Source organism: Streptomyces longhuiensis (genome assembly GCF_020616555.1).
GTDB classification, from domain to species: Bacteria; Actinomycetota; Actinomycetes; order Streptomycetales; family Streptomycetaceae; genus Streptomyces; species Streptomyces longhuiensis.
In genome coordinates, this window is sequence record NZ_CP085173.1 from 8,059,333 (window position 1) to 8,083,201 (window position 23,869).

Annotated in this window: 24 protein-coding genes and 1 pseudogene; 8 read left to right on the plus strand and 17 right to left on the minus strand. The window is 67.4% G+C overall.

All coding sequences use genetic code 11. The features are described 5' to 3' along the window. Window positions 1-82 precede the first annotated feature (82 nt). The 3 genes from LGI35_RS36785 to LGI35_RS46685 all read right to left on the minus strand — a co-directional run bounded on the left by LGI35_RS36785 (window position 83) and on the right by LGI35_RS46685 (window position 1,077). The gene (locus tag LGI35_RS36785; protein ID WP_423835752.1) at window positions 83-331 is read right to left on the minus strand and encodes a hypothetical protein; all 249 of its coding nucleotides are present in this window, start codon (window positions 329-331) and stop codon (window positions 83-85) included. Window positions 332-472: 141 nt separating this feature from the next. After that, a complete protein-coding gene (locus LGI35_RS46680) occupies window positions 473-820 on the minus strand; it encodes a hypothetical protein (RefSeq protein WP_385649334.1) in 348 nt (115 codons plus the stop codon). Continuing rightward, a complete protein-coding gene (locus LGI35_RS46685) occupies window positions 706-1,077 on the minus strand; it encodes a UxaA family hydrolase (RefSeq protein ID WP_423835753.1) in 372 nt (123 codons plus the stop codon). The genes LGI35_RS46680 and LGI35_RS46685 overlap by 115 nt, the downstream gene beginning before the upstream one ends. A 770-nt stretch (window positions 1,078-1,847) precedes the next feature. Between LGI35_RS46685 and LGI35_RS36795 the strand changes: the two genes are divergently transcribed. The 3 genes from LGI35_RS36795 to LGI35_RS36805 all read left to right on the plus strand — a co-directional run bounded on the left by LGI35_RS36795 (window position 1,848) and on the right by LGI35_RS36805 (window position 4,563). Continuing rightward, window positions 1,848-2,168, plus strand: coding sequence for a GYD domain-containing protein (locus LGI35_RS36795; protein ID WP_227298580.1), 321 nt, complete (start codon window positions 1,848-1,850; stop codon window positions 2,166-2,168). Window positions 2,169-2,219: 51 nt separating this feature from the next. Further along, entirely contained in the window at window positions 2,220-2,381 is a 162-nt protein-coding gene (locus LGI35_RS36800; protein WP_227298582.1) for a hypothetical protein, read from the plus strand. Between the two features lie 367 nt (window positions 2,382-2,748). Next, entirely contained in the window at window positions 2,749-4,563 is a 1,815-nt protein-coding gene (locus tag LGI35_RS36805) for a hypothetical protein (RefSeq protein ID WP_227298583.1), read from the plus strand. Between the two features lie 133 nt (window positions 4,564-4,696). Here LGI35_RS36805 and LGI35_RS36810 read toward each other — a convergent pair whose 3' ends face one another. From LGI35_RS36810 to LGI35_RS36820, 3 genes are all read right to left on the minus strand, one after another. Then, the gene (locus LGI35_RS36810; protein ID WP_323182922.1) at window positions 4,697-5,314 is read right to left on the minus strand and encodes a VOC family protein; all 618 of its coding nucleotides are present in this window, start codon (window positions 5,312-5,314) and stop codon (window positions 4,697-4,699) included. A 303-nt stretch (window positions 5,315-5,617) separates the two neighbouring features. After that, window positions 5,618-6,322 carry an SDR family oxidoreductase gene (locus tag LGI35_RS36815; protein WP_227300684.1) on the minus strand — a complete coding sequence of 235 codons (705 nt, stop codon included), beginning with the start codon at window positions 6,320-6,322 and terminating at the stop codon, window positions 5,618-5,620. A 196-nt stretch (window positions 6,323-6,518) separates the two neighbouring features. Then, the gene (locus tag LGI35_RS36820) at window positions 6,519-7,166 is read right to left on the minus strand and encodes a cysteine hydrolase family protein (RefSeq protein ID WP_227298585.1); all 648 of its coding nucleotides are present in this window, start codon (window positions 7,164-7,166) and stop codon (window positions 6,519-6,521) included. 1,018 nt (window positions 7,167-8,184) lie between these two features. Between LGI35_RS36820 and LGI35_RS36825 the strand changes: the two genes are divergently transcribed. Further along, the gene (locus LGI35_RS36825) at window positions 8,185-8,715 is read left to right on the plus strand and encodes a hypothetical protein (protein WP_227298586.1); all 531 of its coding nucleotides are present in this window, start codon (window positions 8,185-8,187) and stop codon (window positions 8,713-8,715) included. Here LGI35_RS36825 and LGI35_RS36830 read toward each other — a convergent pair. Both LGI35_RS36830 and LGI35_RS46210 read right to left on the minus strand, forming a co-directional pair. Further along, complete coding sequence (locus LGI35_RS36830) at window positions 8,708-9,868, minus strand: serine hydrolase domain-containing protein (protein WP_227298588.1); 1,161 nt, start codon at window positions 9,866-9,868, stop codon at window positions 8,708-8,710. The genes LGI35_RS36825 and LGI35_RS36830 overlap by 8 nt on opposite strands. Before the next feature lie 349 nt (window positions 9,869-10,217). Beyond that, window positions 10,218-10,349, minus strand: a complete 132-nt coding sequence (locus LGI35_RS46210; protein WP_264484696.1) for a hypothetical protein — start codon at window positions 10,347-10,349, stop codon at window positions 10,218-10,220. Between the two features lie 274 nt (window positions 10,350-10,623). Between LGI35_RS46210 and LGI35_RS36835 the strand changes: the two genes are divergently transcribed. Then, window positions 10,624-11,121 carry a cupin domain-containing protein gene (locus LGI35_RS36835; protein WP_227298589.1) on the plus strand — a complete coding sequence of 166 codons (498 nt, stop codon included), beginning with the start codon at window positions 10,624-10,626 and terminating at the stop codon, window positions 11,119-11,121. A gap of 114 nt (window positions 11,122-11,235) precedes the next feature. On the opposite strand, the gene LGI35_RS36840 is transcribed toward LGI35_RS36835, so the two are convergent. The 3 genes and pseudogenes from LGI35_RS36840 to LGI35_RS36850 all read right to left on the minus strand — a co-directional run. Further along, window positions 11,236-12,810, minus strand: coding sequence for a DUF2207 family protein (locus LGI35_RS36840; protein WP_227298591.1), 1,575 nt, complete (start codon window positions 12,808-12,810; stop codon window positions 11,236-11,238). Beyond that, a complete protein-coding gene (locus LGI35_RS36845; protein WP_227298593.1) occupies window positions 12,807-13,373 on the minus strand; it encodes a LemA family protein in 567 nt (188 codons plus the stop codon). The genes LGI35_RS36840 and LGI35_RS36845 overlap by 4 nt, the downstream gene beginning before the upstream one ends. Window positions 13,374-13,573: 200 nt before the next feature. After that, window positions 13,574-13,841 (minus strand): annotated as a pseudogene (locus LGI35_RS36850) (DDE-type integrase/transposase/recombinase); the annotation flags it as partial. A gap of 322 nt (window positions 13,842-14,163) precedes the next feature. Between LGI35_RS36850 and LGI35_RS36855 the strand changes: the two are divergent. Together LGI35_RS36855 and LGI35_RS36860 are read left to right on the plus strand one after the other, a co-directional pair. Further along, window positions 14,164-15,261 carry a DegT/DnrJ/EryC1/StrS family aminotransferase gene (locus tag LGI35_RS36855; RefSeq protein ID WP_227298594.1) on the plus strand — a complete coding sequence of 366 codons (1,098 nt, stop codon included), beginning with the start codon at window positions 14,164-14,166 and terminating at the stop codon, window positions 15,259-15,261. Between the two features lie 41 nt (window positions 15,262-15,302). Further along, on the plus strand, window positions 15,303-16,295 hold the full coding sequence (locus LGI35_RS36860; RefSeq protein WP_376228282.1) for a Gfo/Idh/MocA family protein: 993 nt from the start codon (window positions 15,303-15,305) through the stop codon (window positions 16,293-16,295). A 264-nt stretch (window positions 16,296-16,559) separates the two neighbouring features. Here LGI35_RS36860 and LGI35_RS36870 read toward each other — a convergent pair whose 3' ends face one another. Continuing rightward, complete coding sequence (locus LGI35_RS36870; RefSeq protein WP_227298597.1) at window positions 16,560-17,066, minus strand: GNAT family N-acetyltransferase; 507 nt, start codon at window positions 17,064-17,066, stop codon at window positions 16,560-16,562. Window positions 17,067-17,360: 294 nt separating this feature from the next. Then, window positions 17,361-17,807: a GtrA family protein gene (locus tag LGI35_RS36875; RefSeq protein ID WP_227298599.1), complete on the minus strand. Its 447-nt coding sequence runs from the start codon at window positions 17,805-17,807 to the stop codon at window positions 17,361-17,363. 90 nt (window positions 17,808-17,897) lie between these two features. On the opposite strand from LGI35_RS36875, the gene LGI35_RS36880 reads away from it, so the two are divergent. After that, a complete protein-coding gene (locus LGI35_RS36880) occupies window positions 17,898-18,863 on the plus strand; it encodes a glycosyltransferase family 2 protein (RefSeq protein WP_227298600.1) in 966 nt (321 codons plus the stop codon). Window positions 18,864-18,899: 36 nt separating this feature from the next. Here LGI35_RS36880 and LGI35_RS36885 read toward each other — a convergent pair whose 3' ends face one another. The 4 genes from LGI35_RS36885 to LGI35_RS36900 all read right to left on the minus strand — a co-directional run bounded on the left by LGI35_RS36885 (window position 18,900) and on the right by LGI35_RS36900 (window position 23,635). Then, window positions 18,900-19,523, minus strand: a complete 624-nt coding sequence (locus LGI35_RS36885) for an acyltransferase (RefSeq protein WP_227298602.1) — start codon at window positions 19,521-19,523, stop codon at window positions 18,900-18,902. Window positions 19,524-19,652: 129 nt separating this feature from the next. After that, window positions 19,653-20,078: a hypothetical protein gene (locus tag LGI35_RS36890; RefSeq protein ID WP_227298603.1), complete on the minus strand. Its 426-nt coding sequence runs from the start codon at window positions 20,076-20,078 to the stop codon at window positions 19,653-19,655. Window positions 20,079-20,117: 39 nt separating this feature from the next. Beyond that, entirely contained in the window at window positions 20,118-22,169 is a 2,052-nt protein-coding gene (locus tag LGI35_RS36895; RefSeq protein WP_227298605.1) for a N,N-dimethylformamidase beta subunit family domain-containing protein, read from the minus strand. Window positions 22,170-22,267: 98 nt separating this feature from the next. Then, window positions 22,268-23,635 carry a hypothetical protein gene (locus LGI35_RS36900; RefSeq protein ID WP_227298606.1) on the minus strand — a complete coding sequence of 456 codons (1,368 nt, stop codon included), beginning with the start codon at window positions 23,633-23,635 and terminating at the stop codon, window positions 22,268-22,270. Between the last annotated feature and the right edge of the window lie 234 nt (window positions 23,636-23,869).

Genomic DNA, 23,869 nt, shown 5'->3' on the forward strand with positions numbered 1-23,869 from the left:
CGCCAGATCGCCACGCTCCTGCACATCGCAATACGCACTGCTGACGCCCACGTGGGACACGTCCTCGCCACCGGTTCTCGCGTCACGCACCGAGATTCCACCGACTGGAGACGACACCAGCCGGGACCACAAGGTCGCAGGCGAGCAGGGCGTCGGCCTGGGAGCGTAGGAAGGTCGCCCAGGTGCTGGAGGCGCGTTTGGGCGTCGGGTTCATGCCGGCCTCCTTGAGGATCTCCCAAACCGTGGAGGCGGCCACTTCCACTCCCAGTACGATCAGTTCGCGGTACAGGGCTCTGTAGCCCCAGCTGGGATCTTCTCGTGCAAGGTGCATGCGCCAGCGCGAACCGAGTGCACGGGTCTGCGGTCGTTCCGGGCGCCTGCTGGCAGGGCAACCGCACCGAGGCGCTCTCGTACCGAGGCGCTCCCGCGCCCGGACACAGCCACGGCAGAGCGCCCATAGAGCACGACCGGCTCAGAGACATGACCGGCATGACGGCACTGGCGGTCCCGGCCTGAACCAGCGGCGGCGGCTCCGTCTCAGACCGGCAGGCACGCCGGACCGCTCGGTTCGAACGACTTGTACCCCAGTTGGAACTCCTGGTGGCCGAGCGCCTCCGACTTGGCCGGTTCGCCGCGTACGGTCCGGACGATCTCCGCGCCGAGTTGTGGGGTGACTGCCCGCCTCCATGTGGTGCTCGCACCCGATCAGCTCGCCGGTCTCCTTGAACATGCACCAGGCACCACGCGCGGTGAGGCGGTCGAAGGCGCAACCGACGGCAGGGTTGGCGGTGAGTCGCTGGTGCCGTCCGAACCGCCGCAGATAGTGCCCACGGTCAGGTCCGACCAGGCTGACCGCGCGCGCAGCATGTCCTTGAGTACGTCGAGGGGCGCCCCGGACGGCCGCGCGGCCCGCCTCGATGGTGGCGCGGGTACGCCGGTCTCCTGGATGACCAGGGCCCGCACCGGACGTCCGCTCTCGCGGATGTGGTTCGCGAGAGCGACTCGGTCGAAGGATTCGCAGCAGAGCGCGACGAGCACCACCGCACCGGTGTTGGGGTGCAGACAGAGCCGCGTCATGATCTGTTCCGCGCACGCGTCACACGATCTCTAGTCGACAATCGACGCCGAACCCCGCAATGTCGGGTCATGCAGCAAGTGAAGCCACTGGGTTAAGTACCAGCCGAGTCAGGACACCGATCAAAACCCGGTGACGCGGACAGAGTTTCCCTACTCCATCAAGCCCCGCGCACGGCGTGGGCGCGCGCCGCCCCTGCGGCGCAGCCTGCTTCCTGTCTGCGCCCCGGCTGGCCGCGCCCGGCGGCGCGCTCCGTGCATGCTGGCGGAGGTAGGAAGTCACCCGTGGGCCAAAGATGTGCCTCCGGCGGGGGCGCTCAGACTCTGGGATGGAGGGGGCGCCGTGCGCGAGTGCCGGCCGGTTCGTGGTGAGCGTGGTGGGCTCCCGTCCCGTCCACCATCGACTCAGGCAAAGCTGAGCAGACGCGGCCCATGGCGTCCAGGTCGTTCTTACAGTGGCGCGCTCCGCCTGGATGCCATGAATCACGCCCGCTCCACAGCGTGTGGGTCGACGGCGGACGGGATGGAAGCTGGGGAGAGAGGTGGGTGGACGATGTGCCGTTGGAAGGCGAAGGTCTCTTCGCCGCTGCTTGACCGACCGTCGGTTGACACCCCGCCATCAGCAGACAGAACCACCACTGCAATTCATGATGCCGCGTCAGCGGAAAAGTTCAGGTTCTAACGAGTGAACCCAGCCTTTCCGCGCGTAGTGGTCGATGTGTCAGCGGGAAGGCCATGCCACACCGGACAAATGATGGGCAGGAAGCATCCCTATGCCGAAGTTCCTCATCCAGGCCACCTACACGCCCGAGGGCACCAAGGGTCTGCTCAAGGAAGGCGCGAGTAGCCGTCGCGCCGCCGTCGACTCTGTCGTCACCAGCCTCGGCGGGCACGTCGAGGCCATGTACTTCGCCTTCGGGGAGGACGACATCGTGCTGATCGTCGACTTCCCCGACCCGGTCTCCATGGCCGCCGTCAGCCTCACCGTCAAGGCCAGCGGAGCCCTCCACACCCGGGCCACCCCTCTCCTCACCCTCGACGAGATCGACGAGGCCGCCCGTCGGCAAGTCGCCTTCCGCTCCCCCGGCACGTGAGCCCGGGACCCTGCCGCTTACAGCGATAGCCGCCGGCTCTGCGATCCCGCGATGAGCTACGACATCTACTTTCTGAGCCGAGACGAGGGGCAGTCCTGGGACGCCGTCCTGGAGGCCGCCGAGGGCGTGGCCGAAGACAGCGAACCAATCCCCCCGGAGACAGAGCCCCTGATCTCGGATGTCTGGCTGAGTGGATCAAGCCCACTCTGCTGATGCCATGCGCTGGGTCACGGGACGGACCACGACGACATCCAACTCACCGCCCCCTCTAGCCCGGCGTCACCGGTGTCACCGGCGTTGCCAAGGACGCCGTCGCCCTCGGCCGCACGGCCGCGAGCGCTTCTTCCGCCAGCTCGACGGCAGCCTCGTCTCCCCTTGAGCGCATCTTGAGCGCATCGAACTCCCGACGCGCCTGATCACCGCGGCTTGGGGGAACTGCCGCCGGTGGACTGAACACGCCGGGATCGGGCCCTCTATGAGGACGGCCTTCGGTTCCTTACGATGACCGCGTAGAACTCACGATGACCGCGCACTCGTTATCCCAGGGCAGCCAACCGACGGCGAAAGGCCTGACGGCACAGTGGACGATCGTACGCTCGAAGCACTCGGTCTCTCCGAAGCCCCACGCGAGCACCCCCTCACCTACCCCGGTGCCTGGCCGACGGAATCCGGTCTCCTGCATCAGAACCGGTTCCTGCGCCTGAAGGCCGTGGAGAACCGGCGGCTTGCCAAGTGGATGGTGGAGCAACCTCCCGGCGGCTTCGGCGCGGGCAAGACGGGCGACGGCCCGGTGCCCCTCAACTACGCCCTGATGAGTGCCAACCAGACCCTGGTCGGCGACCGCTTCCCCGTCATCTCGGTGGGTTCCAACGCCTGCCCCGCCCAACTGCGGCACAAAATGGAGGGACTTGGGGTCTCGTCCACGATCCCCATCGTGAAGGCGCGGGTGACAGGGATCGGTGTCGGAGTCTCGGCGTACGTCAGCCCGCTGGGCTACGTCTCCGCGTCGCCGTTCCACACGCCAGGTCTCAGCATGGACCTGTTCATCACCTGGCTCGACGCCGCCCAGTTGGAGATCGTCGACGCCAGCGAGGGAATCTCCGATCCCGACGGCGAGTACGACCGGGTCCTCCTGCCGCCCGAAGACTTTCCGATGGTTCTGGATTCAGGTGAACTGCTCGGCGGCGCCTACCTCTACGTGCACCGCTACGGAGTCCTCCATGACGGCTCCGGGAACCCCCGTTCACATCCTGGCGAGCACCAGCTCCTCACCGAACTCCTCTCGGAATCTCGTCAGCTCAGAGAGTGGTTCGGGGACACACCCGAGGAGTTCAGCTCACGGGCCCGTGGGAATGGGCAGCTCTGCGAGAAGGGCACCCGCCTGTTCTCCGACGAGGGGCGGCTGACCGACTCGGGACTGCGCCAGTACGTCACCGCCGAGCCGGCCACCACGGTCTACGACGACATCCACCCGGCCAACTCCGTCCCCACCGGGGCCTATCGCGCCGGGCGCACCCCGGACACCTTCGACCAGCGCGGCGCCGGCGTCGTCCGCTTATCGAGCGCGGTCTCAGCCGCCCTGGGTGACCCCCAGCTCGCCATCGTCCAGAACGCCCAGATCCCCCCGGCCCGCCACGAGCGGCTCGGCGCGCTGGCCACGGTGATCGTGGCCCCGGACATACCGGCCCAGGAGACGCGCAGGGTCGAAGTCGATCATTCGCTGCGCGTCGGAATGGGCCTCGAACCGGGGGAGGCCGTCACGGTTCGTGCCGCGCATCTTCCCCACGCCCGGCGCGGATGGAAGGACAGGTTCTTCGGCCACGCCAATTATCTGACCTGCCGCGTGCAGGACGGCGATCGGGCCAGCGCGGAGCAGGAGGTGTGCCTGCTGGACACGCTGACGCTCGAACTTCTCGGCGTCTCCAGCGGCGACGAGGTGGTGCTGGAAGGCTTCCCCCACGAGGACGGCATCGTGCCTGTGCTCCAGCTCAAGGCGATCCGTACCAGTGAGGAAGTCCAGGAGCGCCGCAAGGAGTTGCACGGCGGCGACATGACGAGCCGCTATCCGAGTTCCCTGGACGCCCTGGGGACCTTCCCGGACCTGCCGTGGGTGTTCCTGGACCGTCGCCTGTGGTCGGGGCTCGGGCTGGACGGTCAGTGGCTGGCCACCGTACGCATACGGTGCAGCCGCTCCTACCAGCTCAAGAAGGAACTGCGTGAGATGGTGTTTCTCCTGGGTATCGCGTTCATCGGCGTGGTGACGGTACTCAAGAGCGTGGTCTGGCAGGCGGTCAGCCTCGCCGTGCTCGTCCTCCTCGTCGGGTTCGTCGTGAACGTACGCCTGCGCAGTCGACTCAATCAGCGGGCCAAGCGGATCGGACCCAGGCGGACGTGAGACGGCGCGCGCGCTCGGCGTCCAGCATCAGCCCTTCGATGATGGCGCACCGTTTGGCAGACCGGATCACGCCGATCCAAACCGTCCGCCCGCACCGGCGGCAACCTGAATGCGGCCGCCTACAGAGCACCGCTCACGACGGCGGCTCCGTCCCGGCCTGCTCGCTCACCAGGTACCGCGCGTACCAGTCCGGCCAGTCCGGGTCCTCCGCACCGATGCGCGCCTCGTGCTCGCCGTGAGCCGCTGCGGTCCGCCGTAGGGCGCCCGCCAGGTCCTCGGCCGAGGCGAACGATGTGGCCGCGGGATCCAGCCGTCCCGGAGCCCGTGCGGTGACCTCTTGCAGGAGCCAGCCGTTGCCGTCCGGGTCGCTGAACGACAGGAAGGAGCCATAGCTGCCGCGTTGTGGATCAGGGCCAGGAACCCGGGCGTCAGCGCCGGCGTGGTGGAAGACGCCGCCGGCGTCGTGAAACACATCGCTCGGGTCTGCGCCGCGCCGTCTCAGCTCATCGTGGGCCGCCTCGATGTCGTCGACGACCAGGTGCAGGCCTCGAGCCGAACCCGGGGCCTGCTCGGTGACGGATGTGCCGAAGATGACCGACGCCGGGGAGCCTGGAGGGGTCACCTGCACCACCCGGAAGTCCCCGTCAGGGGCGATGTCCGCGTCGAGCCTCCAGCCCAGCGCCGTATAGAAGTCCTTGGCCCGGTCGACGTCGGACACCGGCACTACGATTACCTCGAGTTTCATGTCCATGGCTTGCGCCTCCTGTCTCGAAGGGGATACCGGCGACGACGGGATCCGCGATGGCGCCGGGCTTGGAGGGCGCATCCCACGGCACTCGAAACACGTTGTGAGCCCCTGGGTCCACGCCCGGCGCGGCGACGCCCTGAAGCCCTACGGGCTGTGCCGTGTTCCAGCGTAGACAGGCGTTCGATCAGGCCGCATGTGGACGCTCGCCCACTTCGCCGGCGGCGGATCACGTAAGGCTCCGTACGAGGTGGTGCCGCCTGCGGGAGTCCGCGCGGTCGACGGCCGACCGGGCCGAGGGCAGGGCGGTCAGTGTGCGATGAGCTGCTGGCCCCCGTCGATGTCGTACGTGGCACCAGTGAGAGCGCCGTTGGCCATGATGTGCACCGCGAGGGCGGCGACATCCGCCGGTCCGACGACCCGGCCGATGGGCAGCGTCTTCCTCAACTCCTCGCGCCGCGCCTCAAGTTGGTCACCGAGGAGGGAGGCTGACAGCGGCGTGTCCACGAACCCGGCCGCGATCAGGTTGACCCGGACCGGAGCGACCTCCAGCGCCAGGTTGGCGGTCAGCGCCGGCAGTGCCGCGGTGAGGGCGCCCATCACGGCCATCCCGGGCGCGGGGCGCCGGCCTCCGGTGCCACCGATGAACAGCAGCGTTCCCCCGGCCTTGACCTTGCCCCGGCCGGCCCGCGCCACCGCCAGCATCATCGCGATACGCCTGCCGAAGTCACACCCGGCCTCGGCCAGGTCGAGTTCGGCGAGGGGGGTGTACGACGGGCTGCCGGCCGTGACCATGACATGGTCGACCGGTCCGGGCACCTCTCCGAGAAAGCGCTCCAGGCGGTCGGTGTCCTGGGCGTCGAACGCGGCCGTGCTCAGGGGGTTCAATTCGTCCGCCGCCCGCTTGAGGCGTTCGGCATCGCGCGCCACGAGCACCAGCTCGCCGCCGGCCGCACGCACCTGTCGCGCGGTCTCCAGACCGATGCCCGCGCTCCCTCCCACCACCACGACCATCTGCCCGGCCAGCCCTCCGTGCGCTCCGCCGGCTCCTCCATCGGTCCCATTCACCAGGGGTCACCACCTTCAGACTCGTGGTTGCGGAATTCGTGTCCCGCTCCGACGCGCGTCGGGGATGTGCGGGTAGGTGAGCCGCTGAGTCCGTCCAACTCAGCACCCGGGCGACCAAAATCTGGCTGCCGGGGATTCGGCACTACGGGGAACCCTTGCCTGCCCCGCCGTTCACGATGTCGACGAACTCGGCTGTTGTGAGGATGGCGTGGGCGTACAGGGGAGCGTTGAGCTCGAATGTCGCTGTCATCTCCTCCCAGCTGAAGGAGGCGATGGCGTCGCGGATGAGGGTCACGTGGTAGCCCAGCTCCTGGCCGAAGCGTGCGGTGGTGTCCACACAGGTGTTGGCCCGCATACCGATCAGCAGGATCTTCCGGATGTGATGCTGCTTGAGCATGAAGTCGAGGTCGGTGTTCGCGAAACCGCTCGAGGCCCAGTGCTGGCGCATGACGAGCTCGTCCTCGCGAGGCTGGAAGTCGGGGTGCCACTCGGCTCCCCAGCTGCCCTTGGCAAAGGTCTGCTGCGTCACGATGCGCTGCTGGGTCGGGGACAGGTGGTCCCATGTGAGGTAGTCGCTGGGCGTCGTCTGGTGGTGGGGCACGATGAAGACGCGAAAGCCCCGGCTGCGGGCCGTCGCGAGCATGGTGCCCATGTGGTCGAGCAGCCCGACGCCTTCCGCCACTTCCTTTGCTCGGGGCCACAGCTTGCCGCCCTCGGAAAGGAAGTCGTTGTACGGGTCGACGATCAGAAGAGCGGTTTCGTCCGGTGCGTATCGCGCTTCAGAAGTCATGGTCGGTTCCCATCTGGTCAGCGAACCGATCGATCGCTGCTGGGATGCAAGACGGAGTGGACGGCCAGGGCACGCGCCAGGTGCACTCGGCGGACCGCCGAATCCGGAGATTCAGTCTGTCACTCATCCGGCTGAACAGCATCCGCGCCGCTGGTACCCGGCCAGGTGAGCTGGACTGTGAGCTGGACTGGTCGTTGGACGGAAACCCGTTCCAGCGTCATCGCCCAGCGGTGGCGTCGCCTGGTCTGCGTGCCCGGCCGCTCCTGCCCGTGGCGGTGGAGATGGAGGCCGCGGCCTGCGGAAACAGGCCGGGAGGCGATGCCGCGCGGGCGCGCGTAACGATGACCGCGCTGCGTGGTCATCGCCAACGGTGGCCCGCGCAGGCAAGAAGCCGTCCCACTGATCGTGTGGCCTGCGGAAGTGGTGACAACCGCACGCGCTTGTCGATACGCGTGCGGTTGTCATGAGGCAGAAGTTGTGACGGGGGAGTCGTATTGATGTCTGGCCGTGGCCGATGGCGGTGGTTCGGCGCGCTGCGTGGAGGCCGGCCGCTCGCCATGTCGCACGTGCCGAACGGGTAGCGGAGTGTGAGAGCCGACCTCTCGTTGATCACCTGGAACGGGGCGGCGGACGCGCCGTCCTTGGGCGGCGGGGAACAGCCGAGCTAGTCAATGATCAAAAGCTTCGGGTCTGCGAAGAATCGCGTACAGAGCTTCCAGCGGCCTTCGCGGCGGCCCGGTGGCACTTGGCGGTGAGTTCCGGGGCGGTGGTGAAGCAGGCACGGTGTCCGGCATCGACCGCGGCGGCCGAGCGCGACGGACAGCACGGTCTTGCCGACCCGGGCGGCCCGATGCGGCCTCGACTTCGATCTCCAGCAGCCTCTCCAAGGACCGTGCTTCCAGTCGGCGAACCTGGTTGGCGTCAGCGCAGGTCACGAATGTCGCCTGATGCCAGCTATCGATCCTGGTCGTACGAGGGCAAGTTTTGAACATGTTCAAGAAGGGCGTACGCTCCTGCCATGAGCGACAGTGGTGACAGAGTCGCCCTTCTCAAGGGCATCCGTGTGTGGCTGGTCCTCTTCGTCGTCTGCCTGGTGCTGAGCGGGGCGACGGCCTTCCCTCTGGTGCACGAACTGCACTGGACCGAGGATCTGTTGAGGTCCTTGTCCGTCCGGGAGCACCTGCCCGCACTCATGGACTGGATCGAGCGCGTACGGCAGGGGCTCGATGTCGTCGACGAGGACTACCCCTTCCTGCTGTACGGCACGGACTGGCTGGCGTTCGCGCACCTCGTGATCGCCGTCGCCTTCTACGGGCCCTACCGCGACCCGGTCCGCAACATCTGGGTCGTCGAGTTCGCGTTGATCGCCTGCGCCGGCATCGTTCCGCTCGCCCTGATCTGCGGACCGCTCCGCGGCATCCCCTTCTGGTGGTCGGTCATCGACATGTCCTTCGGGGTCTTCGGGGCGATCCCGCTGTACGTCGTCCGCAGGAAGATCAAGCGGCTGGAGGCGCTCACTTCGCCTGTGCCGCTTGCCATGGCTACTTGAGCGCCGCCAGCGCGATCCGTTGCGCCACCGGGTTCATCGACTCGCCCTTCGCGTCCGTGGAGTCGACCGAGTAGACGAGGGTGCGGGAGAGGTCGCTGGTGGCGGCGACGACCGCGCTGTAGCCGTAGCGGGCGCCGGACTTGAGCCAGTACACCTTGCCGCCGTACTCGAAGCGCTGGAGCCCGGCGCTCATGTCGGCACCCTCGATGTTCGAGGGGACGGTGAACATTTCCTCCAGCTGCGGCTTCGGGACGATCTCGCCCCGGAAGAGGTGAGTGATCAGCCGCTCCAGGTCCGCCGTCGTGGAGATCATGTCGCCCGCCGCCCAGCGGTCCGCCTGGTTCCACTCGGTGACGTCGACGAACTTCGTCGTGCCGTCCGCGCGCTTCACCGCCTGGTAGCCGTGGTTGTGCGGTCCGTGGATGCGGGGGTCGGTGCCGGGGAAGTACGTGTGGTGCATTCCGGCGGGGCGGAGTACGCGCCGGGTGGCCTCGGCGGCGTACGAGTGTGCCGTGACCTTCTCGATCAGCATGCCGAGGACCGTGTAGTTGATGTTCAGGTAGTCCTGCTGCTCGCCCGGGTCGAACTCCGGGCCCTTCGCCACCGCCGAGGCGACGACCTGCTTCGGCGTGAGCGTGTCGAAGCGGTGTGCGTACGCGTCCTCGAAGGAGTCGCCGAAGCCGTCGCCCGCCTGGATCCCGCTGGTGTGGTTCAGCAACTCCCGTACGGTGACGAGCTTGAAGGCGGACGACAGGAGCCCGGGGAGATAGTGCTGCACCGGGGCGTCCAGTTCGACCTTGTCCTCCGCCGCGAGTTGCAGCACCACCGCCGCCGTGACCACCTTCGTGGTCGAACCGGCACGGAAGAGCGCGTTCGGGTCCGCCTTCCGGCTGCTCGCGAGATCGTGCACCCCGGAGCTCCCGCGCCATGTCCCGTCGCTGCCGCCGACCCGTACGAGCGCGGCCGTCGCGTCGGAGTCCGGCAGCCCGGCGAGCGCGGCGCGCAGGGCCTCGGCGTCCGGGCCGGTGGTGGCGTGAGCGGCCGTGGCGGACCCGGCGGGGGAGGCGAAGGCGGGGGCGGCGAGCGGTCCGGCCGTCAGGCCGAGGACGAGGGCTGCGGCCACGGCGGTGAGGGTACGGCTGCGCGTCTGCATCTGCTGCTCCTGGTGTGGACGATCGATGTGATCATCCTGCGGCTGCGCGGATACCTGCGGATCGTCGGTGAGGAGGGCTCCACCCCTGGTGCGACCCGGAGCAACTGCTCTGTGATGACGGGATGTTGTAGGGGATCGCACCTAGGCATGCCTTCAGTCCTGATCAGGCGAGAGGGCGAAGGCGTCTGCCGCCTGAAGAGTCATCGCCGCTGGTCAAGCGGCATGGTGATACCAGAGGGCGGGCGGTGCTCGGCGTGCTCGGGTGTCGGTGACTGTGGCGTGCCCTGTGGCACTCATAACCTGAAGACCCGCCGTCAGTGGTTGGTCGAGTTGATGATGATGCGTCAGATCAGTCGAGCCGGGGCGACTTCGGCCAGGCGAGCGGCGTCTCTCGGTTGCTGACGTACGGGATGCCCTGATTGGCGCGGGGCGGCACCGTGGCACGCGCCGTGGACGCGCGGATCCTCTTCGCCGCGTCCATCGTGCTGACCCTGCCCACTCCCGATCCGCAAGTACCTGTCGAACCGGGCTATAGGCGCGTGACCCGGCAGGAGAGTGCGGCCATAGCCACGCCGGTGTCGACCGGCGAGGGAGAGACGCCCGGTGAGCACTGCCCAGCCCATGAACGCCCGCTAATTGACCCATGAATTGAGCCACAAAATGCACCCCCTGACAGGTCTATCTGCTCCATAGAGTTGTGTTCACAAGGCGCCGGGAGAGCCCGAAGCCGCAGCTCATAGGTAGGAACAACCATCATGAACGCGCAGACCGCACCCAAGGCCGTCCTCACCCGTGCCGCCACCGCCGAGACCACTGCGGACCCCAGCAGCGTGATGACACTGCTCGCGGACCACGGCACGGACGGCAGCGCCCTCACCAGCTACCGCTCCACCTTCGCGAAGGGCGCGGTCGGTGCTCCCGCGCACTTTCACACCAAGGCGTCCGAGCTGTTCTTCGTCTTGGACGGCGCCTTGCGGGTGCTGATCGACGACGAGGTCAAGGTTTTGGAGAAGGGCGACTTCCTGCTGGTCCCGCCGCATACTCCGCACGCTTTCGCTGCGGCCCCGGGCCGCGAGGCGGATGTGCTGTTCGTCTTCAGCCCGGGCATGCCGCGCTTCGACTACCTGCGCCTGCTGGGCCGTGTGATGCGTGGCGAGGCCGGTTTCGAGGAGATCAAGAACTCTTCGGAGCTGTACGACAACCACTACGTCGACAGCCCTGTCTGGCAGGCCGCCCTTCAGGACGCCAAGTAGCTCTGCACGGTTGCTCAGCCCTTCGGGCCCGACGGCGTGATCCCCTCCCGAGGCGGCCGGTAGGCAGGCGTCCGGAGCGTCCCACCGCAGAGGCGCTCCGGACCATCTTCTTCCTTAGGAGGCGGCCTGCTTGGGGGCCTTCGCCCGGTCGCCTTCCGGTGTCGCGACCCTCACCAGCTCCACGGAGCGGATCGTGCGGGTGCCCCGCGAGACCCTGAGCCGCACCTGGGCACCGGTCGCGATCTCCTGCGAGGCCGCGGGCAGCGCCCAAGCGGTGGTCAGGTCCGTGTCCCCTTCGTCCAGGGCCACGAAACGGGCCACCTCTTTGCCCTTGCGCGACTCCATCCGCAGCACCTCGCCGGTGATCGTGTCGGGCTCCCGTCGCTCCAGGCAGGCGAGTGCCAGAAGATACGCCGCCAGCGCGCCGAACGCCGCGATCGCCACCAACTCGCCCAGCAGAGGCCCCTCGTGGCCCATCGCGTCGAGGAACCAGCCGTGGCTGCCGCTCGCGAAGTTGCCGGGCATCATCGCGAGGAACGCCACGAACAGCGTCCAGCGGCTGAACTTGCCGGCCACCACAAGGCCGAGCAGCGCGCTGCCCACCCAGCCGGCGCTCAGCACCAGTCCCGGCCGGCGCAGCGAGCCGCCGTCGTGCGCGTCGACCGCGACCGCCCAGTCGGGCTGCCGCAGGATCGCGAAGGCACACAGCGCCCCCGCGACCACGCCCGCCGCGGCCGCCAACTGCAAAAGCCGGCCTGTCGACCCGCCGAAGCCGGGGCGCAGCCGCGGGTAGCGGATCCGCACCTGGCGCCAGGTTCCTCCGTACGAGGACCAGACGTGTCGCCGGTCGCCGGAGTCGAAGCCGAGGAGCCGGCCGGTCAGGCTGGTGACACCGAGCGCGGTGCCGTACGCGAGATAGCGGTCCCAGACCGTCACGGATGCGGGTGGCAGTCGGGCGAAGTCCTCGTGCGCCGTCAGCCACGCTCGCAGTCCGGCCCAATGCCCGGCGCGTTCAAGGCCCTTCGGTGTCGCCCGCTCGCCCAGCGTCTTGCCGAGCAGGAAGGCCAGCGCGGCGCCCGGGGCCACACCGACGAAGAGCGCGCCGCGTACACCGTGGTGTCCCATGATCGCGGCCACGGTGAACAGCGCACCGGGCACGAAGGCACAGACCAGCAAAGCGCTGACGAGCAAGGGTGCGAACCGGTACCGGGACAGGCCGCGCAGCCGGGCCTCGGCGATGACCTCCCGGCGCAGCGCCGTGTTCCAGGAGGCGGCGCGCTCGTCGTCACGGAAGGCGATCGCACCGATAGGCGCGCCGCCGTGCGCCGCCCGGGCGGCGACGCGGTCCAGTACCCGCTGCTCGTACGGCCTCAGCCCCGCCGCTGTCCGGCCTCCCTCGGTGAGGTGAACGGTGCTACGGGCCGGGTCGTCGCCCGGCTGCCGCAGCTCCACGAGCCCACGGGCCGCGAGATCCAGCAGGGTGGCCGCGGCGGCATGCTCCACGCTCCGCCAGTTGTTGCCGAGCAGGCTGACGACTCCCGGCGGTTCGGGGTCGGTCCCGAATTCCTGGGTCGCGGGCCCCGGCGTGACCACGCCGTTCCGGGTGGAGACCAGCGCAAGCCCGAAGGCGACGAGCCAGAGCGCGATCAGGCCGGCGCCGCCCCAGTAGAGCTGTTCGATGAGCGTCACGCGAATCTCACCTGCACGGCATCCTGCGCCACGCCGGCGGTCTCGAAGTACTCCCGCCGCCCATGCGCTCCGCCCAGCCCCGCCACGACGTTCCCCGGGAAGCTCTCAAGGGCGGTGTGATAGCTCTGCACAGCGCTGTTGTAGAACTGCCGCGCGTACGCGATCCTGTCCTCCGCCGACCTCAACTCGGCCTGCACCGTACTGAAGTGCTGATCCGCCTTGAGTTCCGGATAGCTCTCCCCCAGCGCGAACAGCCTCCCCAGTGTCGCGGTGAGCGCGTCCTCGGCGGCCGCCCGGTCCGCAACACCGAGCCCTCCGCTTCCGGCCGCCCCGCGTGCGGCAGTGACCGCTTCGAAAGTGCCGCGCTCGTGAGCGGCGTAGCCGCGCGCCGCCTCGACGAGATTCGGTATCAGCTCATGTCGCCGCTTCAACTGCACATCGATCTGCGCCCACGAAGCCTGCGTCTGATTCCGCAGCCGAACGAGCCGGTTGTAGGTCCGAACGACCCACCACCCGGCCACGACGACAAACACCGCAACAACCGCACCCACGATGACACCCACGACGCCCCCCACAGGCCCCAGAAGATCCGGCCCTTCTGGCCGATCGACGCGATCTTATTCCGGCCGTCGATGCCCGCACCGCTCGGGAGCGTGGGCCCATGGGATGCGCGTGCTCGCGTCGGTGGTCTGGGGCGAAGCGGCTATCAGGCCGTGGGGACGCCATCCAGGAAGCCGGAGGCAGACTTGCTCGCACAATGACATCCCAAAGCCTGTGGTCGGTAGGGGCGGGTGGGTCTGCCCGTGGTGCCGAGTTCGTCCAGGGTCTGACGCCGGGCGAGGCTCTTGCGGTAGGACCAGGCATGGTCGGTCAGCACGCGTTCGGTCCTGGTGATGCCGAGGGGTGGTGAAGAAGACGGCTGCCCGGCGCAGGAAGTCGGCGCAGGTGGCGTCCTTTTCGTCGGCGTGGATCTCGCTGTAGGCGAGACGGGTGTGGTCGTCGACGGCGGAGTGCACGTAGTCGAACGCCAAGCCCTTGCGGGTGGTCCGACATGTCCTGGAGCCAGCCGTGGCCGTCGTAGTAGTAGCGGCGCCAGTACGGGTCGTCGAGGGCGGGATATCGCCTCGCCCTTGTTGTGAGTGATGATGCCGCGGGCCGACTTGTTCGCGGCTCGTACGAGGGATGTACGCGCTGGGATTGAGCACGCCGTCGCGAGAATGCCTATCTGTGCGTCCAGACAATTCATCCTACGCATAGTGCTTATGGGTTGATAAATGGTGCAAACCGGAACCTTCCGGTGTGAACTGGTGTTAAACGCAGGCCGACTCCCTCGCTCTCTAACGGAGACTGCTCGTGTCTGGGTCCAACCTGCCAATTCCCGCTGCCCGGCCCGTGATCGGCGAAGCCGAGATCGAAGCCGCCGTTCGCGTCCTGCGTAGTGGCCATGTCATCCAGGGACCGGAGGTGGCCGCGTTCGAGGAGGAGTTCTCGGAGCTGGTCGGCGAACGTACCTGTGTCGCCGTCAACTCCGGCACTTCCGCGCTGCAGCTGAGCCTTATGGCGCTCGGCATCGGAGCGGGCGATGAAGTGGTGGTGCCCTCCTTCTCGTTCGCCGCCACCGCCAACGCGGTACGTCTGGTGGGCGCCGAACCGGTCTTCGCCGACATCACGCCCGGCACCTACTGCCTCGATCCGGCCGCCGCGTCGGCGGTGATCGGTCCGCGCACAGCGGCACTGATGCCCGTACATCTGTACGGGCATCCGGCCGACATGGACCATCTGATGCCGCTCGCAGCCCGCCACGGCCTCGCCGTCGTCGAGGACGCCTGCCAAGCGCACGGCGCCACGCTGCACGGACGGCCCGTGGGAACGTTCGGCCAGGCCGGATGCTTCAGCTTCTATCCGACGAAGAACATGCACGCACTCGAAGGCGGCATGATCACCACCGGCGATCGCGAACTGGCCCGCACTCTGAGGCTGCTCAGGAATCAGGGCATGGAGCGGCGGTACGAGCACGAGATCGTCGGCGCCAACCTGCGCATGACCGACGTCGCGGCGGCCGTGGGGCGTGTGCAGCTGAAGCAACTGCCTGCGTGGACCGAGCAGCGGCGGGCCAACGCCAAGGTGCTCGACTCCCGTATCGAGGGGCTGACGGTGCCGCACGTGGCCGACGGCGCCCGGCACGTCTACCACCAGTACACCGTCGCCATCCCTGACGGCCGCAGGGATGCCGTACAGCAGGAACTGGCGGGGCAGGGCATCGGCAGCGCGGTGTACTACCCGACGCCGATCCACCGTCTCGCGCCGTTCCGTGATCCGGCCGGACCTCCGCTGCCCGAGACCGACCGCGCTGCCGCCGAGGTGCTCTCTCTGCCGGTCCATCCCACCCTCGGGCAGGGCGACCTTGAGCGCATCGCCCGCGCCGTCAGCGTCGCCGGAGGTGTCCGGTGAGCAAGCAGACGCTGCGTGCGGGGCTTGTCGGTCTGGGCGCGATGGGACGCAACCACGCCCGGGTGCTGTCGTCACTCGACGGCGTCGAACTCGTCGGCGTCATGGACCCGGCGGGAGACCCCACGGGTGCCGCCCACGGCGCCCCGGTCGTCGCCGCCCTGTCCGAACTGCTCGCGCTCGGCCTCGACTACGCCGTGGTCGCCTGCCCCACGGTGCTGCACGAGGAGATCGGCCTCGCCCTGGCCGCCAGCGGCGTGTGCGCACTGATCGAGAAGCCGCTCGCCCACTCCGCGGCCGCGGCCCGGCGACTGGTCGACGCCTTCGACGGCGCCGGACTGACCGCCGGCGTCGGGCACATCGAGCGATTCAACCCGGCTTTGCAGAGCCTGCGTTCGCGTCTGGAGGCGGGCGAGCTCGGAGAGATGTTCCAGGTGGTCACGCGACGTCAGGGACCCTTCCCGCAGCGCATCGCGGACGTGGGTGTCGTCAAGGACCTGGCGACCCACGACATCGATCTCACCAGCTGGGTGACGGGTTGCCGCTACGCCTCCGTGGCGGCCCGCACCATGTCCAAGAGCGGCCGCCTGCACGAGGACATGGTCGCGGTCGTCGGTGAGCTCACCGACGGCACCATGGTCAGCCATCTCGTGAACTGGCTCAGCCCGCTCAAGGAGCGCTTCACGGCCGTGACCGGCGAGCGCGGCTGCTTCATCGCGGACACCCTCACCGCAGATCTCACCTTCCACGCCAACGGCGCCTTCGCCACGGAGTGGGAAGCGTTGAGCACCTTCCGCGGAGCCACCGAGGGCGACATGGTCCGGTACGCGATTCCCAAGCGCGAGCCGCTGTTCGTCGAGCACGAGCGGTTCCGCGACGCCGTCGAAGGCAGGACGATGGACATCGTCACCCTCGACCAAGGGCTGAGGACGGTGGAGGTCGCCGAGGTGGTCCTGGACTCGGCACGGCGGAAGGCGTCCCTGCCTCTGCAGAACCACCATCACCGGAATCTGGCGGCGGTCACCCAGCGGTCTTGAGTCCCCGTGGCTCTTGGACCGCGTCCTACGTGGTGAGGCGGACGAGTCGCTTGTAGCCGCAGACGGCTGCTGCGGAGCCGACGAAGGCGGCCAGGTGGTTGCGGGGCTGCCGCTCGTACCGGGCACCTTCGCGAGGAGCCCCCTCATCTATGAGGGGGAGGAGCCACGGTGAGCCCAACGACCGCCTCACCACCTAGAACACGGTCTCAATTCACTGGGCAGCCCTCTCATCGAGAGGTCGGCCACCCCAGTGAGCCGTCCTGGTCAGTCGAGCTTGTAGATCAGCTCGGTGACCGTGGCTCGACGCGCGTCGGCGAACGCGTCCTCGCTGCCGATCCGCACGAACCCGTTGCGTTCCAGGACCCGCACCGAGCCGGTGTTGTCCTCGATGACTCGGGCGTGGATCGGTCGCACCGCGACCTCCTCGAGGAGCCCCGCGACGGCAGCGGTCGCCACTCCTCGCCCCCACAGGTCCCGGCGGATCCAGTACGTCAGCTCGATGTTTCCCTCGATCGGGAACACCGCCACGCTGCCCACCAGTTTCCCGTCGACCTCCACGCCCCGGTTGGTGATCTCCGGGTCCGCCAGGATCTTCCGGTGTCTGGCGAGGTACGCCTCACGGTCCTTGGCCTCCTCGGTGACGAAGGCGGCGAGGTGGCGGGCTTCTTCGTCGAGTTGGATCTCGAACAGCCGTGGCAGGTCTTCCTCCCGCAAGGGGCGAAGCGACAGCAGCCCTGGCACGCCTTTCGACACCGCATTCCCTCCGCACATGTCAGGGATCGTCGATCCTTGGAGACACGCGATCCTACGGTTGCGCGATACCTCGTGCGGGGCACTTCACGGTATTCGGAGCCGGTCTTACGGGACACGAGAGCGCGGCGGTGCACCGCCAGGTTCCGATGATCTTGGTCGTGAACCCGTCCTCCAGGAGCTTCACCAGTGCGTACGGCCCTGCCCTACCAACCGCCAGCCCCCACTGCCAGGTTGGCGAGGGCTCAGTGTTCGTTGTCCGCGCGGAACGAACACACAGGGCCAGGGGCATGGCCATCGCAACGCGGTGTGCGGTCACGGCTCTCGGATCGGTTCGGGCCTGCCCGGACTTTGTGGATTTCCCGCGGCGGGAGATCTGAAGACCCACCATCGAAACGCACCGTAATTCGCCACCGCATTAATGATGGTCGACGTCGTCTTGGCCGCTACGTACGCTAGGCCCAGAGCGGTCAACCCGGTGACCGTCGCCACGGTTGCACAGTAATTCAGTACGACGAGCACAAGGTATTTGGCAAAGGCCGGGCCGGCCATCGCTCCGCTTCGGAAGACGAAGGATCTGTTGAGGCCGAAGTTGACCGCCAGTACGGTGACGAACGACAGTGAGGTGGCCCCGGCCAATGGCATATGAAGTACACCGTGCAGCAGGACCAGCGTCCCTACGTCGATGATGTAGCACAGCCCTCCCACAAGGAGGAATCTTGTCGTATCGGCCGACGCAAAGCGGCAAGCAGAGTTCCACATTCTCTGAATGATTTCTGGTACCTTCCTCCGTGCTCAAGGCCGTCGTCGCCGGCGGGTTCCAGGAAAAGAACCGTGAGAGGGTTTTTCTTCGTGTATCAGAACATGAAAGTCGCCGTCGTGGTGCCGGCGTACAACGAGGAAAAGCTGATCGCCCGGACGATCAGCACCATGCCCGATTTCGTCGACCATATCGTGGTGATCGACGACGCCAGCAGTGACGAGACGGCGTCCGAGGCGATCGACGCCGGCGACCCGCGGATGGTGCTCATCCGGCACGAGAACAACACCGGAGTCGGTGGAGCGGTGTGCGACGGGCACCAGGAGGCATTGCGGCTGGGCTGCGACGTCTCGGTGGTCATGGCCGGCGACGGACAGATGGACCCGGACTATCTTCCAGCCCTGCTCGCTCCGATCTGTGACGGGACCGCCCTCTTCACGAAGGCCAACCGTTTCTACTCTCGCGACTCCTACCGGGGCATGCCGAAATACCGGATTCTCGGCAACATCATTCTTTCTTTCATGACCAAGCTGGCGTCCGGGTATTGGCACCTGTTCGACCCGCAGAACGGGTACACCGCGATTCACAGGACGGCACTGGAACGGCTGAATCTCGACCGCGTGGCCAAGGACTACTCGTTCGAGAACGACCTTCTGATCAATCTGAACATCCTCCGGATCCCCGCCTGCGACGTCCCTGTCCCCGCGGTCTACGGGAGTGAGGTGTCCACCATGCGGATGCACAAGGTCATTCCGGCACTGATCGCTCAGCTGGCACGCGGGACCGGCCGACGTGTCGTCCTGAAATATGTTGTCTTCTCCTTCTCGCCGATCGCTCTCCTGCTCCTGGCGGGCCTGTGTCTTATCGCCTTCGGCGGCGCGGCGAGCACCTGGGTATTGATCCACACGCTCGGGCCTGCGAGTGCCAGCGCAGGAAGTGTCCTGCTCGCGTCCCTGCCGATCCTCACCGGGATTCACTTTCTCATCGGCGCCCTCATGCTCGATATCCAGGAGAGTCCGGACCGCCGGGCCGCCACTGTCGGAATCGGAGGCACCTGACCGGCGGCTGCGGATACCGGACGGCGACTTCTTGAATCAGGCCTCCGTGAGAACACCGTCCTTCTCGGTGTGCAGCACGCCGGTGTGCGGGCACTCCCACATGCCGGGCGAGCCGGGGAGCGCACGGAGCCGCTGCCCCGCGCGGCCCACCCAGCCGATGCGACGGGCCGGGACGCCGGCGACGAGAGCGAAGTCCGGCACGTCCCGCGTCACCACGGCGCCGGCGGCGACCATCGCCCAGCGGCCGACGCGGACCGGGGCCACGCAGACCGAGCGCGCGCCGAGCGATGCACCCTCGGCGACCGTGACCCCCACCGGCTCCCAGTCGCCGCGTCCCTTGGGGCGACCTGCGGGGTCGACCGAGCGCGGGTTGTGGTCGTTCGTGAGTACGACCGCGGGGCCGACGAAGACGCCGTTGCCGAGCTCCGCCGGCTCGTAGACCAGGGCGAGGTTCTGAATCTTGACCCCGTCGCCGATCCGGACACCGGGGCCGACATAGGCGCCCCTCCCCACGACGCAGTCATCGCCGAGCACGGCCTGCTCACGGATCTGGGCGAGTTCCCACACGGCGGTGCCGGGACCCAGTGCGGCCGACGCGTCGACCTGGGCCCCGGCCGCCATCCGGACCGGGGCAAGGGACACTTCACTGTTCTGTTTCATGTGCTGTGGAACGACCCAACGGGCGTCTGGGTGCGGCGACTTGGTCCGTTCGCCGCCTCGCTCCCGCTCAGGTGGCTGCGCGGCCTGCTGACGAGGACGGTGTTCGGGTGTTCCTACCGGCCCGTTCTCCTACCAGCTTGACGGGTACTCGCCGCAGACGGGCCCGAGGACGACGCATTCGCTCTCTGCCTCATGACACATGTGCAGCGTGAAACAGTGTTGGATCGCGCCGTAGAAGTATCCGACGACGGTCTCTCCTGCTCCCACCGTTTCCGTGACTCTGCCTGATTCGGGACCCCCGGTCACATCCACGTACCACACGGTGTAAGTCATCGGCCGAGCGCCGCGGTTGGTGATGACGTACTGGAGGCCGGTCACGTCCTGGACCTCTCGGGCCGTGACGCAGACCTGTGTGCTGCCCAGATCTCCGCAGGCACTGGCGACCGGCGGTGCCTCTCGCGCGGGCTCCGCGTCGGCGGTCGGGACGGGAACGCCCAGCGCGATCGTCGACACCGTTGCGCCGACCAGTACGGTGCGCCGCGAGATCTCCTTCATGTTCTCTTCTCTCCGTCAGTGAGGTCGGACCAGGAGGAACTAGGCGACCGCTTGCGTGAAAACGTTCAGCAGGAGTTTCTGGATCGCGGTGTCGATCGGAACGCTGCCTGTGAAGGACAGGGAGCCGACCGAGAACACCCAGCCTTTGGTGGCGATGGGGGGCACGTACAGCATTTCGGCTCCGCCCGTCTTGTTGAGACCCTCCGCGATGAGCACGGAACCGGGGACGGCAACCTGCCGGCGGTCGACTTCCCAGCCGCTGGCGGCGATGTCGTAGGAGACGCTGCCGAAGGTGTCTCCCACGCTCAGGCCGGTACCCGCTGTAAAGGGATTGCTGGTGGTGTCGCGTACCTGGTACGGGGCGAAGCTCATATACGTCGGCTGGTAGTGCGATACGCCCAGGATTTGCGATTCGGGCTGCCCGGAGTCCGCGTAGACATCTCGGCTGCCGTCGGGCCGCCGGAAAATGATCGCAGTACCGTCCGCCGTGTACTGCATCCGTTCGTAGATGCCGTTGCCGCCCAGGTAAATGATGCGCCCGCCGTTGTTCTGGAAGGCCACGACGTTGTCACGCGCGGTTTGTGAGAAATACTCGGGATGCGTGGTCAGCACCAGCGCCTTGTAATTTCCGCCCTGCGCGGGTGTCCGCAGCCAGTTGGCGCCCGTCGCGTGCAGGTCGGTGTCGGCGTAGCAGTCGTAGGGGATGTTCTTTGAGCTCATCCATCGAAACAGCTGCAGGTCGCTGTAGAGCAGATGGTCGATGATGCCGGTCGCGGTCGTGTAGAAGTTGTCCCACGAGGTTCCCGTATTGGGGCGCTGCATGGTGACTGTGCGCTGGGCGCCGGCTTGGCCGGTCGTGTATTGGTTGTGCCCGCCCCAGAAATTGTAGGCATTATACGTATTGGTGGGCACCAGGACGGCGATCTGCCGCTGTGGTGATGAGGGCCGCACGACGAACATCACGCTGTGTTCTTTGCCCTGGGGTGATTTCAATTGTGAGGCGTAGACACCCGAAGGCCAGCTTGTCCCCGTCCCCACGGAGACGGAAAAGGACTGGCTCCACCCGCAGCCCGCGCTGTGGTAACCGTCCTGCAGCAGCTGGAACTGCCCGGTGCGACTGGTGGGCTGGGTGACTACGACGGGGGACCCCGCGGTGGGAGCGAGGCGAAGGGTGGAGGACGTGTACGAAGGGAAGGTGGTGGAGACGTGGATGCCCAGACTCGTGCCCTGCCGAGTGGACACCGAGGTCGGATATCCCTGCAGTGCCGCGGAATCCTCGCGGGTGAACCCCGAACCGACCACGGCGCCGGACCCGCCGGCCCATTGGACACCGCTGGTGTTCACGGTCTCGGAGTTGAGCAGGCGATACCACTGGAGTTGGTTGTCGGGGCCCGGAGGGTTGGCGGTGTTCGTCTTGATCTTGTACACGGCACCGGAGCCGTTGGAGAAAAGCGCCCTCTCGAACGGCCCCAAAATGGTGGTGTCAATAGGCGCGCCACCGTTCGCCCAGTTGAACGTTCCGTTTGTCCCGAGGTAGCGGAACCAGCTGAGCGCGCTGCCGTGCCGTGTTCCGAAAATAACCCCGTTCGGATCGGCGAACAGTTGGGTGTATGTCTGCCATTGCGAACCGATCTTGGAACCTGAATTCGCCGCCCAGCTGAAGGAGCCGTTGGTGCCGGTGTATTTGTACCAGCGGAGGTCTCCGTTGCCGTCCTCCGCGTAGAGGACGTTGTTCCATCCGCCGATCACCCGCGGGAAGTTCCATTGGGTACCGATTCGGGTGCCGCTTGCCGAGTGCCAGCTGCCGGCGCCGGTGTTGATGTCGGACAGCATGTATCGGTACCAGAGAAGGTCCCCGTTGGGCATGAATGCGAAGATCTGTCCGTCGGCTGCGGCCAGGACGAAACGGAATTTGTGCCAGGCGGTCCCGATCAGCCGGCCCGAGCCGGCGTTTGCCCAGGATGCGGGAGTGCCGGTTGTCCAGTTGATATGCCGATACCAATAAAGATTTCCGTCGGCCTGAATCGCGTAAATAATTCCGTTGCCGCCGGGCACCAAGTTCAAGAACCGTTGTTGAGGGTCGTAAGCCATGTCTTTCGGTGCCCTTCCGAATGAACAGTCGTGAGCAGGGATGATTGTGTGTCATTTGTCCATGCGCAAGAATCGACACGATCTGATCGGGGCGAGGGTCATTTAGATGGCACAACCGGGCGAATCAAGTCGCCACGGCCTCCGCTCCTGGAGCGTTCGACGGGTTCGGCCCGGAGGGCCGGGATCAGCGACAGGCAGAGCACGCCGATGAACATGGGTGCTGCCATGTAGCGGAAGCACGGCGCGGGGTTGGCGGCGAGCACGGTGAGCTGCACGCCGAGAGAGACGCCCGCGAGGGCGAGCAGGGCACGTCGGCGGCGCGCCCGGGTGAGCAGGGCGACCAGCGCATAGGTGGCGTAACACCAGGTGGCACCGCGCCACAGGAGCCACTCCAGCTGGGGGACACCGAAGGCGGAGCGGCCGAAAGTGGCGGCGTGGTTGAGGGCGTGGGACAGCGGTCGGGCCTTGATCAGCAACCGGTAGGGGCTGTCCTCGATCGGGCCGAAACCCCATAGGTCGGCGGGAATCGATGTGCCGTACGTCCAGGTCCTGGCGTCCTTGCTTTCCGGTCCGGGGAAGACGGCCCAGGCGATGTGGGCCCGGCACAGGCGTGCGCCGAGGATCTGCTGCGGGGACTCGCGCAGGGTGCGCCACCACAACCGCACCAGCGGTTCGGTGAGACGGCCGGCCGTGGTCCGGTTCAGCGAGGGGTTGTAGTAGAGCACGTCGGACACGTAGCAGTTGGTGCCGGCGTCGTGCCAGGTCGAGAGCGGTGCCACCCGGGCCATCAGCCGGAGATCGACCGGGCTGAACTGTGCGGGTGTACGCGCGTACGTCACGGCGAGGTCGGCGTAGTGCAGGTTGTAGAGGAACGCCTTGCTCGGCTGCTCGATGCCGACCGCCGGATAGATCACGAGGGCGAGCAGCAGGGTCAGGGTGGTGGTGGCGGCTGCCAGCCCGGCGATCAGGAGCCGGGCCCCGGGCAGCGCCAGGAGAAGGGCCAGCGAGGCGATCACTGACACCGGGAAGCCGTTGTTGCGGAAGAGGTCGACACCCAGCAGCCCGGCGCACAGCAGCATGAGCTCCGAACGCCGCAGACGGCCGTTCCACGCGCCGTTCGTACGCCTGCCGATCAGCCGTACGGACACGGCAAACACCAGCACCGCACAGATCGTGAACGGCACGTCCTTCCACACGAAGACGACGAAGGACCCGAGCGGTGGGGTCGCCGCGCAGGCCACCGCGGCCGGTGCGCTCCACCGCCCCCGTACCCCCAGAGTCCGCAGGCCCGCGCAGGCATGGGCGAGCACGGCGGACATCGCGATGGTCTGCAGCAGCGTCAGGGCCGAGAAGTCCCCCGTGATGTGGAGGGTCAGCCAGACCAGCGCGTTGTAGAGCACCGAATGGTCCGAGCGCCAGTGGCCGGTGGATACCTGCCATGTGTAGACCACCGAGTCCACGCTCATCAGGCCTGGATAGAAGGCCGCCCACCACAACAGGTAACAGGCCTGGCACGAGACGAAGACGGCCAGGGGCAAACGCAGCGCCGGCGGTACGTGCGACCGCAGGGCCCGCAGCCTCGAGGCCGCCGGCACCCCGGATCCACCGGCTCGGGCTGGGGAAGGGAGCCGGGCGTCTGACACGGCGGAGTTCTCCTGGGCGATCGGGACTGGAGCGGCGAGTGGTGTGAGCTGGTGCGA